Consider the following 15,988-nt stretch of genomic DNA (forward strand, 5'->3'; position numbering starts at 1 on the left):
TACGTTTGCACAAAAGTGCGTGCTGATACCGCCAGTTGCTCTACTTGGGGAAACCCCAAGACCGCACTGGCTCATCTTCTGGGCGTTTAGCTGTTAAACAGCAAGTTTCGCGGAGTCCCCACGTACTATTTTGAAACCTCTATCTCTGATAGTCTTTGCAGCACCAATATCGGCGTGTTCGTGATATCCGCATTCCGTACAAATGAATTTCTCACCATCACGGTTTGACTTATCAGTATGCCCACAATTTCTGCATTCTTGACTGGAGTATTTAGGATTAATTTTAATTACAACTTTTCCTTGCTTCACAGCGAGATACTCAATTTTTAAAATTAAATCACTCCAACTTGCATCAGAAATAGAACGGTTTAATCCTTTTTTTCTAGATTGCCCATTCTTTAAAAATCTTCCAGTTTTTTCATCGGTCTTAACTTGGCAACGCCTCAACATACCGGAGACATTTAAATCTTCTAAAGCAATAGCATCAACCTTTCTAGAAACTATTGTATTAGCAACACTCCATTGATAAGCAGTCCTTTTATCTGTAATCTTTTTGTGAAACCGTCCTACCTTATTAGCTGCTTTTTTACGATTCTTACTACCCTTGACTTTACAATTAATCCGTCGCTGTCTGATTTTTAAAGTGCGTCTAGCTTTTTTTAGATATGGTAATGCCGTTATTTGAATATCACCAGCACTGCGTCGAGGGTTTTTGAGTTTGCCATCCTTGTTAGTTTTAGCATCTTTCCACGGCTCTCCACTTGCTCCATTTTTACTGACAAAACAAGTTAATGGACAAGCTTCTGCTTTAGTCCTAATATCGCAATAGTCACCTTGAATAAATTGCTGATTGTATTGAGCTATTCTGTCAGCCAAACTCCAATTGTAAGTAGACCGGAGCATATCTAGCCAACCGTCCATTTTATCGGATTGACTAATATTAGGACGTAGCTTATATACATAGTTTGTTAGCAAATATAAGTCCCTCCCATTGTTGTTTCCTTTATTTGATTAAACAATAGCCATATACAAATAGCAAGTAAATATTTTAAGGTTATGGCTAAGTTTTCTCCAGACGAGTACAGGCACGAAAGCAACGCAGTCTCACTGCTGAATTGTCTATTGCGTAAAATTTGATTAATTTCTTTTCTTACTAATGCCCAAAATGGATTATCCAATAATTGAAGCATAAATTTCATAAAATGTCTTTACCTTGATCTTGTAGTTTCCCTTTCTTTTTTGTTACTCTAACTCACATAAGGCGTTAACTTACTTAAATTAATAAGATCATCATTATTAGGCTTTTTTGCGGTTAAGTTTTAGCGTGAGTCTGATTTTATACTTGTTAATCCTAAGCATTCAGCTAATTGTGCAATTTTGAGTTCTGCTTGTTCAGCCCTGATTCTTGAGAATTGGGCTTTTTCTTGACCATAAACCTAATTCTACTCCTCAAGGTAAAATAGAATAATGTCGACATTCATTACTATGGGATGAACAATGAAACAAATAGTCGGTTCTGATACGGCATTTCTATGGCTATCAAGAGATAATAATTAAATCTTCAATCAATCTTGATTATCATCTGACACAAAATTAATAATTAGTTTCATAACTAATGACTAATAACTGATGATTGATCACTAATTAGGTCTTGTTCTGATGTCAAATATTTATAATACCCAAGAGTTAATTCAGATATTGGCAACCGAACGCCAAGCTTGCTTAAAAGGTGAACGTTTAAAGTTAGATGTAACTGTTTCTGGTAATCCATTTATAGATCAGTTTGTCAGAACCGACGGACTGCAAAGATTCACGGCCTACCAAGATTTTAAAACCTCTATTCATGAATATCAACGAGAAAATCAAGTTTCTGGAATTATCTGGAAAGATATGACTGTTAAAGGTAAAAATCTGCATTATCCAGAAATTGATACTGAATTAATCGCTTTAGAAAGTGATTTAGAAATATTGAAACCTGCCAAAGATACAATTTTAGAATTTTGGTATTTAGTCACAGGGGAAATGGATTTACATTTAAGTTTTAGTAATGGTAAACAACATCAAAAAATTGTAAAAGTAGATGTAGAAAGAATTGTCCAAAGAACAGAATGGGCAACTTTATTAAAATGGGAAAATCCGAACTTTCTAGAAATCATTTTACAATTAGGTTGGGGACAACCCCAAGAAGCAGCTTATAAACGGGGAAGACCACTAGCAGGGAGTGAATTTATTCATGCAGTTAATCCGGGATGTTATCCTATCGGTTAATATGAGGATTTTCATCAAGGTGTGGGGGTTGGTTGTGGTGTTATTTCGGAAGTAGGAACACCCATATAAAAAAGTAGAAATACTAAAACAAATGCTGCAAATGCTCCTGTGGCTTTAACTTGGGTTTTTGTCCTCATAAAAGGTATTGAAGCTTGTAAACCAAGATCACCAGAAACTAAATAACCGACAATACCAGCAAATGCAGATGCTAAAAATCTTACAATAGCTAAAGCATTACCATTCATACTTCTAGTGGTCTGTCAAGCTAAAAGTTGTGAGTTTGAGGAGTTTGAGGGAAAATAGAAAGGCTATTTACAGTAAACCTCAGCAGATATTCTAATAACTGATTATGTTTAAGACCTATATTGTCCGGTTAAGTCAAGAAGAACGGCAGACCCTACAAGATTTGGTATCCACAGGCAAAGCAGCAGCTTACAAAATTAAGCACGCCAATATTCTGTTAAACATTGATGTCAATGGACAAGGATGGACGGATGAAGAAGCTGCGACCGCCTTCAGTTGCCACCGAAACACAGTTGCAAATCTTAGAGAGCGATTGGTAAAAGAAGGCATAGAGTCAGCATTAAACCGCAAACCCAGTAAAACGCCGCCTCGTCAAACGATTATTGATGGAGAGGTGGAAGCAAAACTAATTGCCTTGCGTTGTGGGGAATCGCCTGCTGGTTATGCTCGTTGGACATTGCGATTACTGGCAGACAAGGCAGTCGAGTTAGAAATTGTGCCAGCAATTAGTCACGAAACCGTGCGTCAAGTGCTAAAAAAAACGAACTCAAACCTCATCTGCGGCAGATGTATGTAATTCCACCGGAACAAAGTGCCGAATTTGTATCTCATATGGAAGATGTTCTGGAGATTTATCACTTGCCCTATGACCCCAAGTATCCAGTGATTTGCATGGATGAGCAACCTATACAATTGGTCAAAGAAACCCGCGTTCCTCTGCCAGCTAAACCTGGACACTCAGAGTCGGTGGATTATGTTTTGCGATCGCAATGGAACAGCCAATATTTTTATGTTTACATAACCCTTGTCTGGGTGGCGTAAAACAGTCGTCAGTGACCGGAGAACAGCGGTTGACTGGGCAACAGAAATTAAGCACTTACTCGATAACGACTATCCCGATAGCGACAAAGTTATTTTAGTATGTGACCAGCTAAATACTCATAAACTTGCCTCCCTATATCAAGCTTTTGAGCCATCCATTGCCCGTCGTCTGGTTGAACGCTTGTCCATTCACCACACCCCTAAACATGGTAGTTGGCTCAATATCGCTGAAAACGAACTGTCCGCAATGACTCGACAATGTTTAGATCGTCGGATTCCTGACCGCGAAACTTTAGAACAAGAAACAACGGCTTGGTATATTCAACGCAATCATTTACAAAAATCTGTAGATTGGCAGTTCACAACAGCGGATGCCCGTGTCCGTCTCAAGCGTCTTTATCCACAAAATTAATATTGACAGACCACTAGTGCCAATTTTGGAAAGTTTATGGAATCGGTTATTTCTGCATCTATGATTGTCTTAGTAATTCGGACTCGTCAATCTATTTTCCACAGTAAACCCAGTCCATACCTGTTTGGTGCAACAATAGCGATCGCTATAATTACATTGATTATTCCCTATACTCCCTTAGCATCTGTGTTGGGTTTTCAAGCCTTACCTTTGAGTTTTGTCCTCATTTTAATGGCAATAGTTGCCCTCTATGTCACGGCTGCGGAAATTGTTAAAGGTATTTTTTACAGTCGGGTAAAGTTTTAACTAATATTTCTCTTTTTTGAGCCATTTTTTGTGAGGCTGTTCCGAATTATTTAACCATCATATTCGGTATCTATTTCAATATCTAGTGTGTCTTCATCAATCCTGATATACAAAATATTAGGACGGCAACAAACTTGACAATCTTCTATATAGTTTTGTTGCATTCCGGCACTAAAATCAATAAAAGTTAAGTTTACTTCTCCACAATAAGCACAATAAAACTCTGATGTATTTTGCATTTTTTATATCTATTTAATAATTCATTTATTCTCCCACACTTTAATATTAAATGATGAAATTGTCAATTGGCTATTTTCTATAATCATTAAAATTATACCAATTTTATGTAAAGGTGTGCTAAATAAATTTTATAGCGTGGAGAATCTCTACTCATGCAACTTCTGGACAACAAAGAATAAATTTCATCTTCAAAAGGAAATAATATTAGGCTAAATTAGATTCATACAGGACTTACGCAACTGGCACATTGGTAGGGTGCGTCCGACTGCATAAATCCTGCGAATAAACAGATTGTTGATATACTAAACACGGGTGAGATTTAAACTTTTGCCAAATGACAAAGAACCCAGATGTGTAGGGGTAAAGCAAGAGCTAAACCCCTACGTTTAGAATCAAACAATCAAGCCGTTTTGAGTATATCTGACGCACCCTACAACAGATTTTTAGTGTGACACTTGCGTAAGTCCTATAATCAAAGAACCATCAAGGAGAAACTATGTCAGCGGAAAAGCCTAGTATTTTGGTAACGGGGGGAGCAGGATATATTGGTTCTCATACGGTGTTAGCCCTCAAGCAAGCCGGTTATGAGGTGGTAATTCTTGATAACTTGGTGTATGGACATCGGGATTTGGTAGAACAGGTTTTGCGGGTAGAATTGATCGAAGGGGATACAAGCGATCGCCTTTTATTAGATAATCTTTTTCAGAGTCGTAATTTTGCCGCAGTTATGCACTTTTCCGCCTATGCTTATGTAGGTGAATCTGTAACAGATCCGGCTAAATATTACCGCAACAATGTTTTAGGAACGCTGACACTATTAGAATCAATGTTAGCAGCTTCTATTAAGAATTTTGTCTTTTCTTCTACCTGTGCTACCTATGGTGTACCGAATTTTATTCCGATTACAGAAGATCATCCCCAAAATCCTATTAATCCCTATGGGGCAACTAAATTAATGGTAGAAAGGATATTAACTGATTTTGATGTGGCATACAATTTTAAATCAGTGCGTTTCCGCTATTTTAATGCTGCTGGTGCTAACCCCCAAGGATTATTAGGAGAAGATCATCATCCCGAAACCCATTTAATCCCTTTAGTATTACAAACAGCATTAGGTAAACGAGAAGCTATTAGTATTTTCGGAACTGATTATCCTACTCCTGATGGTACTTGTATTCGGGATTATATTCATGTAAATGATTTAGCAGATGCCCATGTTTTGGGGTTAGAATATTTATTAAATGGTGGTGAAAGCGAAGTTTTTAACTTAGGAAATGGTAACGGTTTTTCAGTTCGAGAAGTGATTGCTGCGGCAGAAGATGTCACAGGTATGGTAATATCAGTGCAGGAATGCGATCGCCGGATTGGAGATCCTCCAGCCTTAATTGGTACAAGTGAAAAAGCCAGAAAAATCTTGAATTGGCAACCTCAATATCCAGGTATTAAGGATATCGTTTCTCACGCTTGGCAATGGCATAAAACAAGGCATAAATAATTTTTAGTGTAAGGATTAGCTCCCCGATTTCTACGATTGATTCATCACTTATTGACATCATTAAAGGAGAAGTCTGGGAGCTTCCGCTCTTGTTGATTCAACTTTCCAGATGGTTATTTTTCAGTAGTTCTAAATATTTTAAAGCTTCATGTTTAGAGGTTGTTTGAAAAGTATTAGATGAAACCAATAATTTCCAAGAACCTAACCCCCCAGCCCCCTTCCCTGGTAGGGAAGGGGTGTTTCAAAGCCTCTCCCCGCGTCGGGGAGAGGTTTGGAGAGGGGTTTATTTATACATTAAAAACTTTTCAAACACCCTCTTAGATAAAATTTCATCAGTTTCTACTTCTTGCATCAATTGTGCTAGTCCATAATTCTCTAAAATTTCCTCTATTTGTTCAAATTCAGTCATAGGAATTTGTACAGCAATTGGTTTTTGATTTTGATCTAAAACATAATTTTTATTGTCAGAATCAGGATATCCAGGATTTAAGGATTTACAGGATGGAGTTATTTTTGAGGATGAAAGATTAAGCGATACCTACGGTAAGCTAACACCCAGCTATTGAAGTATATTTTTAAGTTGTTCTATAGTATATGGTGGATTTTTCCGATGTATCATCCCATGACAATTAGGACATACTGGACGTAAATCTTTAATTGGATCAACTTCGTATTCTTGATTAATTTCCGATAAAGGAATTAAATGATGAACATGAATAAAACCTTGACCAATTTCACCATAAACTTTTTCAAAGTTAAACCCACAAACATAACAAGTTATGCCATAATATTCAATACATTGTTTTCGAGCTTGATTACTTCTTTCATAAGCATTAACTGTTACTTGACGAATAAACCCTTCTTTTAAGGTTTGAGTTTCTTCTGTTTCTCTTACTTCATCAGGAAATAATAGGATATCATCTATTACACTAACAGAATCGAAAAAGTATTCAAAATCTAGTTTTGGATTATTTAAAATATTACAAACTAAATCATATATTTCTTCTTCAGGATATGCTTTAAATCCATCATAAATTTCTTTTTCAACACGCCATAAATCTCTTTGCCACCAACCTTTACGACTGTTTTCATGATAAGGATCAAAAGCATCTCTAAAATTTTTAAGTGTATTAGATGAAATTTCAAGCATAGAGCCAATTTTCTGATGTGTTTCCCCTTTGTTACCAAGTCCTAATCTCTGATAACTATCTTTATCAAATCTTGAAAGATAATAACCTACTATATAAGCATAGGGACAATTACAATCACTAAATGAATCTATCAGGCGATCCCAATTATCAGGTTTTTTCATTATTCACAACTCCTTTTGATTATCAAAAATATTGTGTTTAACTATTCCCAAATATTCAACCTAAGCGACTGCAAACTCTGTAAACTTGCGAGTTTCAGGATCATGAAAAGCTAAAACAATATCCTCTTGTGGTACACCTTCCCTTAATAACTCAGTTGCAATACCTTCCTCAGTCCAATCTTCTTCAATGTAAATTTTCTCATTTTTAATTCTGACATAAACAGTAATACCTCTAACTTTGTGATCATTATGCCAACCTGTTTGAAACCAAAGATATTGATCTCTTTGTTCATCAAAAGCTAGAATACTATCAACACCATCAGGATTAGGCGTTTGTGATGCTAATTGCTCATATTCATTCAGAATTTTCTTGATCACATTGCGATATTGGTTTAATTTATCCATTGTACTATCTCCTCCTTATTCAAATCAACAACTATTAATTTTAAATCATTTTCTGCCATGATGAACGAAATCGCTTTTTGCAGAAAAAAAGATTGATAAATACTGCGACTTACCCCTAAATAAATTGTTACTTTAGGAAGAATAACTTTTAACAAGGTACGATAAATAATATATTGCCCTAAAGCTGTTTCAAATTCACGCATGGGTGAACGACCAATAAAACTTTTAATTTCTACAATAATTTGTTGTCCATTGCGTTCAATTTCTAAAGTTCTATCAGCTAATAAATCAGCAAATAATTGTATCTCCTCATATTTAATAGTATAAGGATCACGAATAATCATCCAACTGTCTTTAATCAAGGCATTTTTAATTGCTTCATGGTAAGTATCCCTAGCTGACATAAAAATTAAATTCAGAAAAATTTTAATAATCTGATCATAAACTATAAACTGTCTATTTCTGACAAATTCGTTTACCAGTAACTCCTGTAACAATTCCCTTACAATAAAATAAAGAAAGCAAGACATTACAGGATCACAATCTAAACCATGCTACAAGAATATCGTCAACAGGTTGCCGATCGCGCTCAATTGGGTATTCCTCCTTTACCATTAGACGCACAACAAACATCAGCATTGTGTGAATTACTGAAAAATCCACCCACAGGCGAAGAAGAGTTATTATTAAATTTATTACGCGATCGCATTCCCCCTGGAGTAGATCAAGCTGCTTATGTAAAAGCTGGATTTCTGACTGCGATTGCTAAAGGAGAAATTACCAGTCCTTTAGTTTCACCAGTTGACGCAGTAGAATTACTGGGAACGATGATTGGTGGTTACAACGTTCAATCCTTAATTGATTTACTCCAAGTTTCCAGCACCTCTGTATCAACTTCTTCAGAAACACCCTTGGTAATGGGAGGAGAAGGAAGAGAACAAATCGCCGCTTATGCAGCCAACGCTCTCAGCAAAATTATGTTGGTGTATGATGCTTTCCATGATGTTTTGGAATTGTCCAAAACCAACCCCTACGCCAAACAGGTGGTAAACTCCTGGGCAGAAGCAGAATGGTTTACGTTGCGTCCCACATTACCAGAATTTATCACCGTTACCGTTTTCAAAGTTCCCGGAGAAACCAACACTGACGACTTATCACCAGCAACCCACGCTACAACCAGACCAGATATTCCTTTACACGCTTTGGCGATGTTAGAAACTCGTCAACCAGGAAGTTTAGAAACCATTGCAGAGTTGAAGAAAAAAGGATTTCCCGTTGCTTACGTCGGTGATGTCGTGGGTACAGGTTCTTCGCGCAAGTCTGCAATCAATTCTGTATTATGGCATTTGGGCAATGATATTCCCTTTGTGCCAAACAAACGGGCGGGAGGTTATATTTTAGGAAGTGCGATCGCTCCCATCTTTTTTAACACAGCCGAAGATGCCGGTGCATTACCCATTCAATGCGATGTCAGCAAAATGGCAACCGGTGACGTAATTACCATTTATCCCTACAAAGGAACTGTTCTCAACGCCGCAGGAGAAGTAATTTCCACCTTCAGCCTCAAACCTGACACCATTTTAGACGAAGTTCGCGCAGGTGGACGCATTCCCCTCCTAATTGGGCGTACCCTCACCGATAAAACCCGTCTAGCATTGGGTTTAGCGCCCAGCACATTATTTATCCGTCCCCAAGCCCCAGTGGACACCGGCAAAGGCTACACATTGGCGCAGAAAATGGTCGGGAAAGCCGCTGGTTTGCCTGGAGTACGTCCGGGGACATCTTGCGAACCAATCATGACTACAGTGGGTTCTCAGGACACTACAGGCCCAATGACCAGAGACGAATTGAAAGAACTCGCTTGTTTAGGTTTCAGTGCAGACTTAGTAATGCAAAGTTTCTGTCATACAGCCGCATATCCCAAACCTGTGGATATTAAAACCCACCAAGAATTACCCGACTTTATCTCCTCCCGTGGTGGTGTGGCGTTGCGTCCTGGTGATGGTATCATTCACTCCTGGCTAAACCGGATGTTATTACCCGACACCGTGGGAACAGGTGGAGATTCCCATACTCGCTTCCCCTTGGGTATATCCTTTCCTGCGGGTTCGGGTTTAGTAGCGTTTGCTGGTGCATTGGGTGTCATGCCTTTGGATATGCCAGAATCAGTTTTGGTCAAATTTACAGGAGAATTGCAACCAGGAATAACGCTGAGGGATGTTGTAAATGCCATTCCTTATGTAGCCATGCAAAAAGGTTTGTTAACTGTCGAGAAGCAGAACAAGAAAAACATCTTCTCTGGCAAGATTTTGGAAATTGAAGGATTACCAAATTTGAAAGTTGAACAAGCTTTTGAATTAACTGACGCTTCCGCAGAACGTTCTTGTGCTGGTTGTACAATTAAATTAAGCGAAGAAACAATTGCGGAATATTTACGTTCCAATATTGCCCTTTTAACTAATATGGTAGCACGGGGTTATAGTGATGCCAGAACTATCATGCGCCGGGTGGCAAAAATGCAAGAATGGTTAGATCATCCAGTATTATTATCTGCTGACGCTGATGCCGAATATGCAGAAATAATTGAAATTGATTTAAGCCAAATCACAGAACCAATTGTAGCTGCTCCCAATGACCCAGATAATGTTAAGTTATTATCGGCAGTTGCCAATGATCCTGTACAAGAAGTTTTTGTGGGTTCTTGTATGACAAATATCGGGCATTATCGAGCAACTGCGAAGGTTTTAGAAGGTGCAGGAGATGTGAAAGCGCGGTTGTGGATTGCACCTCCTACAAGAATGGATGAACACCAATTAAAGGCGGAAGGTGTTTATGATGTTTTCGTGGCTGCAAAGGCGAGAACTGAGATTCCCGGATGCAGTTTATGTATGGGAAATCAGGCGCGAGTTGATGATAATACAACTGTGTTTTCTACCTCGACTCGTAATTTCAATAATCGCATGGGTAAAGGCGCTCAAGTGTATTTAGGTTCGGCGGAATTAGCAGCGGTTTGTGCATTATTGGGAAGGCTTCCTAATGTGCAGGAATATTTGGATATTGTGGCTGAAAGAATTCATCCTTTTGCTGATGATTTGTATCGCTATTTGAACTTTGATCAAATTGTTGGTTTTGAGAATGAGGGGAGGGTGATTAGTAAGGAGGAACAGGCTTTGTTGGTATAATGTAATTGGGGTGAGTCTTGATGACTCACCTTGATTTTAAGAAGTTTATATTTAATCTAATTGTTAAGATTTTTTACTCTATCTAAATTAAGCTATTTCAGTGATAAAGTGATAAAATGTAGTTATACTAACTCATTTAATCAACAAATCTCTAATTTTAAACGTTAACGAAAAAGATTGTCAACTATGGTAAATCAACTAGAAATTACAGATCAACGCAAAGAAAATGCTGAAGCGGAAATTCGTGACAAAACAAAGCGTGTTGACTACAACACCTTAGAATATCCTATCGAAGTAATTGTGCAAAAATATTTAGATGGGGAGAAGGAAGATGAAAATGAATTGTTTATTCCAGATTATCAACGAGAAATAGCTTGGGATGAAGATAGACAATCAAAATTCATTGAATCTGTGATGTTAGGTTTACCAATCCCTTATATTTTTGTTGCGGATATATCAAGTACAGAAGATTTAGCACGATTAGAAATTATAGATGGTACACAACGTATTCGGACTTTAGCTAAGTTCATTAACAATGAGCTTAGATTACAAAATCTAAATAAATTAGAAAGCCTCAATGGGTTTACTTTTCAAGATTTACCGCTACCACGTCAAAGACGTTTTAACAGAACTACCATGAGAATGATTCAATTAACCGAACATTCAGGTGAAGAAATTAGAAGGGATATTTTTGAGAGACTTAATACTGGTAGTGTTCAATTGAATGAAATGGAGAAACGCAGAGGATCTCGACCAGGAAAGTTTTTGGATATAATCGAAGAGTTATCAAAATATCAACAATTTCGAGATTTATGTTCTTTTACTCCAACTCAGATAAATAAGAGAGATCCCCAAGAATTTGTTCTCCGGTTTTTTGCATTTCTGAATAATTATGAAAATTATCCTAGGAAAAGTGATATTCATAAATTTTTGGATGATTATTTAGAGCAAGAGAATAAGTCTGAAACATTAGATATTAATGCAGCTAAAAATGAATTTTATTTAATGTTAAATTTTGTTCAAAAGTATTTTTCTGATGCTTTACATACCTATATCAAAATAAAAAAATCCTATGAACCTACAACTAGAATTAAGTTTGAATCAATTACTGTAGGTATTGCTTTAGCGTTAAGAATAAATCCAGATATAGTTCCCAATTTAATTGAGTTTTTAAACTCTAAAGAATTTAAAGATTATACCAATTCTAATGCGAGTAGTTCTAAAAACAAAGTAATTAATCGTATTTATTATGTTCGTGATCAGCTTTTAGGTAATTCATGAGAAGTACATTATTTGAAGATTTTGATAAACGCGCTCAAGAAGTAAGACGATATTTTATATTATTGAAAAATTTAGAGCAAGGTTCAATTCAATTAAGTATGGGTAATACAAACAATACAAAAATCAAACCGATAAACAATGATTTAGAAAAAACTCTTAAAGCAACAGGATTTTTGTTACTATATAATCTAGTTGAATCTACAATGCGTAATGCAATTGAAACAATATTTGATGAATTAAAAACTAAAAATATTTCTTTCGATGATGTAAGAGACGAAATTAAAAAGATTGTTATTGATAATCTAAAAGATAAAGATAATAAATCTACTAAAGATATTTTAGTTACAGTTCAAAATATTTCGGTTGATATCATATCAGCTACTTTTAATAGAGATAGATTATTTTCAGGAAATATTGATGGACAAAGAATCAAAGATATAGCCGAAATGTATGGATTTTCATATAAGACTAATGCTAGAAAAACTGGAAATGGTAAGGATTTACAACGAATTAAAGATCATAGAAAAGACTTAACACATGGTTTTAAGTCTTTTGAGAAAGTTGGTAGAGATGCTACTTCTGATGAGCTATTGGAAATTCAAAAAAGAGTTATTTGTTATTTAAGGGGAATATTAGAAAATATAGAGAGTTATCTATCTAATGAAAAATATTTAAAAAAGAATCCGGTTAAAAATGCTTTAATTAAAGACGGTTGGACAATTACAATAGATACTTGTCCTCTGGAATATGAAGACGTTGAACTTTATCCAGATTTAGCTATAGAAAAGATAATTTCAGAAAACCAAAAACAACGTAAAATTATTGTTGAGATCACAAGTTTTATCAGTTCTTCACTCATCAAAGATTTTCAGAATGCTTTAGGACAATATATTTTATATCGTAATTTGATTCAACTATCTCAAAATGAATCCCAAGAAATTTATTTAGCTGTAAAAGATGAAATTTATGAGACTTTTTTTCAAAGGAAATCAATTAAAACTGTAGTTCAATTAAATCAACTTGCTTTGGTTATTATTAATACAGAAAAAGAGGAAATTGTACAATGGATAAATTAGTTAATTATCGTGAAACTATTAATGAAACTCGCGAAACAAAAAATTAGCAGTGAAAACTCAACGCTTAATCAGTTACTAATGGAATTACAGGAAGAATGCCAGAATGTGATTTCTCTGGTTAATCAATTACAACTTTCTGAGTTAAGCGATCGCCAAAAGGGTAAAATTCTCTCAGAATTGCTGGTAGCTTCTATTCATTTGCATTCCCATTGTGATGAAGATTGGCAAAATTTGATTTCTGATGAGTTGGAAACTTTAGCAGATGATTAATGGAGAAAATCTTATAAATATAAAGAGGTGCAAAAATGATAGAATTACATCCTGAATTTTTAACAAAACATGGTCAAAAGCAATTTGCTGTTTTACCTTATGAGGAATTTTTGAAGATTACGGAATTGTTAGAAGATTTGGAAGATTTAAGAGATTTACGGGATGCTAAGGAAGAAGAGAAAGATAGTCTTTCCGTATCTTTAGCTGATGTTAAGAAAATGCTTATACATAATCCATAGGTAAACAAAAATGAACTTTTACACAGTTGTTCTCAGACAAAGTTCCGGTTATTGGGTGGGTTTGTGTTTAGAAAATGGGATTGTTGGACAGGGAGATACTCAAGAAGATGCAGTTAATAAATTAAAGGAAGCAATAGAATCTTTTGAAGATGTTTATGAATCAGAAGATAATATTTATAAATCTCCTATTTCTATAGATGAATTACATGAATTTTTATTAGTTGAGGAAAAAGAAAAACAATCAGAAATCTATGAATTGAGGAAGGTTTATGCCTAAAAATATACCTTCTTTAAGACCCAAGGAATTAATTAAGTTATTAGAAAAAGCAGGTCAAAAATGCTTTAATTAAGGATGGTTGGACAATTACGGCTGATCCTTATTATATAATTTATAGAAAATTAAGACTTGTTGCTGATCTAGGTGCTGAACGTCCATTATCTGCTCAAAGAGGTGATGAGAAAATAGTGATAGAAGTTAAAAGTTTTCTAAATCCATCATTTATTTATGATTTAGAAAGGGCTGTAGGTCAGTATATCATTTACCGTAATTATCTTAAAAGAACAGCACCAGACCATCAGATTTACTTAGCACTTGGTCAACTTGTTTATAAAGCTAATTTTGATGAAACTATCCAAGTTGTTGTTGATGAAAACCAACTTAAATTAATCATTGTAGATACAGATAAGGAGGTTATTACCAAATGGATAAGTTAGAAAATTACCGTTTTTTAATCAAAAAAATCTTAACAGAATATCATCAACTTTTTTCCTCTGCATCTCCTGATAATATAGAAATGCTCTTAGCTTTTGATGAGCAAAGAGATCAATATTTATGGTTTCAAGTTGGTTGGACAACTGAGGAAAGAATTAAGGGAATTTCTGTCCATATTCGCATTAAGAATGAGAAGATTTACATTGAAGAAGATTGGACTGAGGAAGGAATTGCAACAGAATTATTGAGGGAAGGTGTACCCAAAGAGGATATTGTTTTGGCTTTTCATGATCCAGAAACTCGTAAATTAACTGAGTTTGCTATTGCTTAATAGAGAAAAACTTTGTTGGTATAATTTAGATTAAGGTGGGTCTTTTGTGGACTCACCTTAATTTTAAACATTCTGATGTTTATGCGTTGTAAGCCTAATACAATTTTTTGAAAACCCCCAATCAGTGACAGCTTCCTTGTTTATGATCGAAAAGGCTAAACAGGTTACTAATTTTTCTTAATCAGATTATTGGTACAGTGCTGTATTTCTGTAAGATCTGAAAAGATTATACCTTTGTGCTAATATCTATATTAAATACTTGTTTCTAAAGTAATTCTCTTAGGATGTCTGATTTTCTATAGAGAAAAATTTAAGAAAGTCACTAATTATTTCAATCCATACTATGACAATAGATTCCAAGATATTTCACTACCCACCTGAATTCTTAAATCTTCTTATTAATACCATTCCATTGCTATTTCGTTCAAAAGAGGACCTAATCATATTTTTTCAAGGGGCTGGTGTTAATCCCAGCATAACTAAAGATATTGCTGATATCGTTAAGATGAATAAGGACAGCATATCAAAGTACCAAATTGTTAGAACGATATTAACTCGTCTAAATGAAATGGGAGATTTAGGATTAGAAGCAAGAAGAGAAATTGTAAAACAAGTTACTGAATTTGAAACTTTTTATACTTGTTGGCCAGATGATCAATTGAAAGCAAAAGGTTTAGTATCTGAAGTTAGGCGGGTTGTAAATGTTAAGGATTCCTTCACACAGATAAAAAAAGAGCTAGAGCAGGAGAGAAAAAAACGCATATCAGAACAAGAAGAAAAAGTCAAACAAATGGAGAAGCAAAGGCAGGAATTATCCGCTATTAACAAGGATCTAAAATTGTTGTTTCGTGAAACAGATAATTGGAAAAGAGGAAAGGCTCTTGAAGGTGTCTTAAATCGTCTATTTAAAGCTAATGGAATTCTTCTTCGAGAAGATATTACTGTAAAAGGAAATTCCAGTGAAGGTATCATTGAACAAATTGATGGTGTTGCAGAAATTGATGGTGAATTATATCTAGTGGAAATGAAGTGGTGGAGTAAACCTTTAGGTCCAGGTGATGTTTCACAACATTTAGTAAGAGTTTTTAACAGAGGTCATGCTCGTGGAATTTTTATATCTAATTCTAATTATACTGATGCGGCAATTATATCTTGTAAAGAATCTCTACAGCGCACTGTAGTAGTTCTTTGCAAGCTCGAAGAAATTGTTTTACTTCTAGAGCAAGAACGTGATTTAACTACCTTGCTAAAACAGAAAATTCATGCAGCTATCATTGATAAAAACCCTTTTTATACTCCGTAATTCTTGAAAAGAATAATCGCATTCCTCCAACATCCCAAACCGACCTAACCCCCCAACCCCCTTCCCTGCAAGGGAAGGGGGAGAAATCTTG

19 protein-coding genes and 1 pseudogene are annotated in these 15,988 nt (G+C 35.5%); 13 read left to right on the plus strand and 7 right to left on the minus strand.

The genetic code is table 11. The annotated features are described in order from the left end of the window. Positions 1 to 93: 93 nt before the first annotated feature. Positions 94 to 975, minus strand: coding sequence for an RNA-guided endonuclease TnpB family protein (locus tag ANA_RS19115; RefSeq protein WP_015083071.1), 882 nt, complete (start codon positions 973 to 975; stop codon positions 94 to 96). 684 nt (positions 976 to 1,659) lie between these two features. Here ANA_RS19115 and ANA_RS19120 point away from each other — a divergent pair. Further along, complete coding sequence (locus ANA_RS19120) at positions 1,660 to 2,268, plus strand: hypothetical protein (RefSeq protein ID WP_015083072.1); 609 nt, start codon at positions 1,660 to 1,662, stop codon at positions 2,266 to 2,268. Positions 2,269 to 2,282: 14 nt separating this feature from the next. On the opposite strand, the gene ANA_RS19125 is transcribed toward ANA_RS19120, so the two are convergent. Continuing rightward, positions 2,283 to 2,513, minus strand: a complete 231-nt coding sequence (locus tag ANA_RS19125; RefSeq protein WP_041458563.1) for a hypothetical protein — start codon at positions 2,511 to 2,513, stop codon at positions 2,283 to 2,285. Between the two features lie 104 nt (positions 2,514 to 2,617). On the opposite strand from ANA_RS19125, the pseudogene ANA_RS25410 reads away from it, so the two are divergent. Both ANA_RS25410 and ANA_RS19140 read left to right on the plus strand, forming a co-directional pair. Continuing rightward, a pseudogene (locus ANA_RS25410) lies at positions 2,618 to 3,745 on the plus strand (IS630 family transposase). Positions 3,746 to 3,781: 36 nt separating this feature from the next. Then, on the plus strand, positions 3,782 to 4,051 hold the full coding sequence (locus tag ANA_RS19140; RefSeq protein ID WP_041458565.1) for a cation transporting ATPase C-terminal domain-containing protein: 270 nt from the start codon (positions 3,782 to 3,784) through the stop codon (positions 4,049 to 4,051). Positions 4,052 to 4,101: 50 nt separating this feature from the next. Here the strand turns inward: ANA_RS19140 and ANA_RS19145 are convergent, their stop codons facing one another. Next, positions 4,102 to 4,290 (minus strand): CPXCG motif-containing cysteine-rich protein, encoded by a 189-nt coding sequence (locus ANA_RS19145; RefSeq protein WP_015083073.1) that lies wholly within the window; start codon positions 4,288 to 4,290, stop codon positions 4,102 to 4,104. A 497-nt stretch (positions 4,291 to 4,787) separates the two neighbouring features. On the opposite strand from ANA_RS19145, the gene galE reads away from it, so the two are divergent. Beyond that, entirely contained in the window at positions 4,788 to 5,786 is a 999-nt protein-coding gene (galE, locus tag ANA_RS19150) for a UDP-glucose 4-epimerase GalE (protein WP_015083074.1), read from the plus strand. A 283-nt stretch (positions 5,787 to 6,069) separates the two neighbouring features. Here the strand turns inward: galE and ANA_RS28335 are convergent, their stop codons facing one another. From ANA_RS28335 to ANA_RS19165, 4 genes are all read right to left on the minus strand, one after another. Beyond that, positions 6,070 to 6,195, minus strand: coding sequence for a hypothetical protein (locus ANA_RS28335; RefSeq protein ID WP_371260424.1), 126 nt, complete (start codon positions 6,193 to 6,195; stop codon positions 6,070 to 6,072). A gap of 150 nt (positions 6,196 to 6,345) precedes the next feature. Then, the gene (locus tag ANA_RS19155) at positions 6,346 to 7,098 is read right to left on the minus strand and encodes an HNH endonuclease (RefSeq protein WP_015083076.1); all 753 of its coding nucleotides are present in this window, start codon (positions 7,096 to 7,098) and stop codon (positions 6,346 to 6,348) included. Between the two features lie 60 nt (positions 7,099 to 7,158). Then, a complete protein-coding gene (locus ANA_RS19160) occupies positions 7,159 to 7,503 on the minus strand; it encodes a XisI protein (protein ID WP_015083077.1) in 345 nt (114 codons plus the stop codon). After that, on the minus strand, positions 7,491 to 7,907 hold the full coding sequence (locus ANA_RS19165) for an element excision factor XisH family protein (protein ID WP_015083078.1): 417 nt from the start codon (positions 7,905 to 7,907) through the stop codon (positions 7,491 to 7,493). The genes ANA_RS19160 and ANA_RS19165 overlap by 13 nt, the downstream gene beginning before the upstream one ends. Positions 7,908 to 8,054: 147 nt before the next feature. Between ANA_RS19165 and acnB the strand changes: the two genes are divergently transcribed. The 9 genes from acnB to ANA_RS19210 all read left to right on the plus strand — a co-directional run bounded on the left by acnB (position 8,055) and on the right by ANA_RS19210 (position 15,897). Continuing rightward, positions 8,055 to 10,685: a bifunctional aconitate hydratase 2/2-methylisocitrate dehydratase gene (gene acnB / locus ANA_RS19170; RefSeq protein WP_015083079.1), complete on the plus strand. Its 2,631-nt coding sequence runs from the start codon at positions 8,055 to 8,057 to the stop codon at positions 10,683 to 10,685. Between the two features lie 186 nt (positions 10,686 to 10,871). Further along, positions 10,872 to 11,966, plus strand: coding sequence for a DUF262 domain-containing protein (locus tag ANA_RS19175; RefSeq protein WP_015083080.1), 1,095 nt, complete (start codon positions 10,872 to 10,874; stop codon positions 11,964 to 11,966). Continuing rightward, entirely contained in the window at positions 11,963 to 13,042 is a 1,080-nt protein-coding gene (locus tag ANA_RS27855; RefSeq protein ID WP_015083081.1) for an MAE_28990/MAE_18760 family HEPN-like nuclease, read from the plus strand. Before ANA_RS19175 ends, ANA_RS27855 begins: the two co-directional genes overlap by 4 nt. A 21-nt stretch (positions 13,043 to 13,063) precedes the next feature. Further along, positions 13,064 to 13,312, plus strand: coding sequence for a hypothetical protein (locus tag ANA_RS19185; protein ID WP_015083082.1), 249 nt, complete (start codon positions 13,064 to 13,066; stop codon positions 13,310 to 13,312). Between the two features lie 35 nt (positions 13,313 to 13,347). Beyond that, positions 13,348 to 13,551 carry a hypothetical protein gene (locus ANA_RS19190; protein WP_015083083.1) on the plus strand — a complete coding sequence of 68 codons (204 nt, stop codon included), beginning with the start codon at positions 13,348 to 13,350 and terminating at the stop codon, positions 13,549 to 13,551. A 10-nt stretch (positions 13,552 to 13,561) separates the two neighbouring features. Continuing rightward, positions 13,562 to 13,828 carry a type II toxin-antitoxin system HicB family antitoxin gene (locus ANA_RS19195; RefSeq protein WP_015083084.1) on the plus strand — a complete coding sequence of 89 codons (267 nt, stop codon included), beginning with the start codon at positions 13,562 to 13,564 and terminating at the stop codon, positions 13,826 to 13,828. A 107-nt stretch (positions 13,829 to 13,935) separates the two neighbouring features. Beyond that, positions 13,936 to 14,265 (plus strand): element excision factor XisH family protein, encoded by a 330-nt coding sequence (locus tag ANA_RS19200; RefSeq protein ID WP_371260429.1) that lies wholly within the window; start codon positions 13,936 to 13,938, stop codon positions 14,263 to 14,265. Next, positions 14,253 to 14,594, plus strand: a complete 342-nt coding sequence (locus ANA_RS19205; RefSeq protein ID WP_015083086.1) for a XisI protein — start codon at positions 14,253 to 14,255, stop codon at positions 14,592 to 14,594. The genes ANA_RS19200 and ANA_RS19205 overlap by 13 nt, the downstream gene beginning before the upstream one ends. A gap of 343 nt (positions 14,595 to 14,937) precedes the next feature. Continuing rightward, complete coding sequence (locus tag ANA_RS19210) at positions 14,938 to 15,897, plus strand: restriction endonuclease (protein ID WP_015083087.1); 960 nt, start codon at positions 14,938 to 14,940, stop codon at positions 15,895 to 15,897. The last annotated feature ends 91 nt before the right edge of the window (positions 15,898 to 15,988 follow it).

Source organism: Anabaena sp. 90 (genome assembly GCF_000312705.1).
In the GTDB taxonomy this organism is placed as follows: domain Bacteria; phylum Cyanobacteriota; class Cyanobacteriia; order Cyanobacteriales; family Nostocaceae; genus Dolichospermum; species Dolichospermum lemmermannii.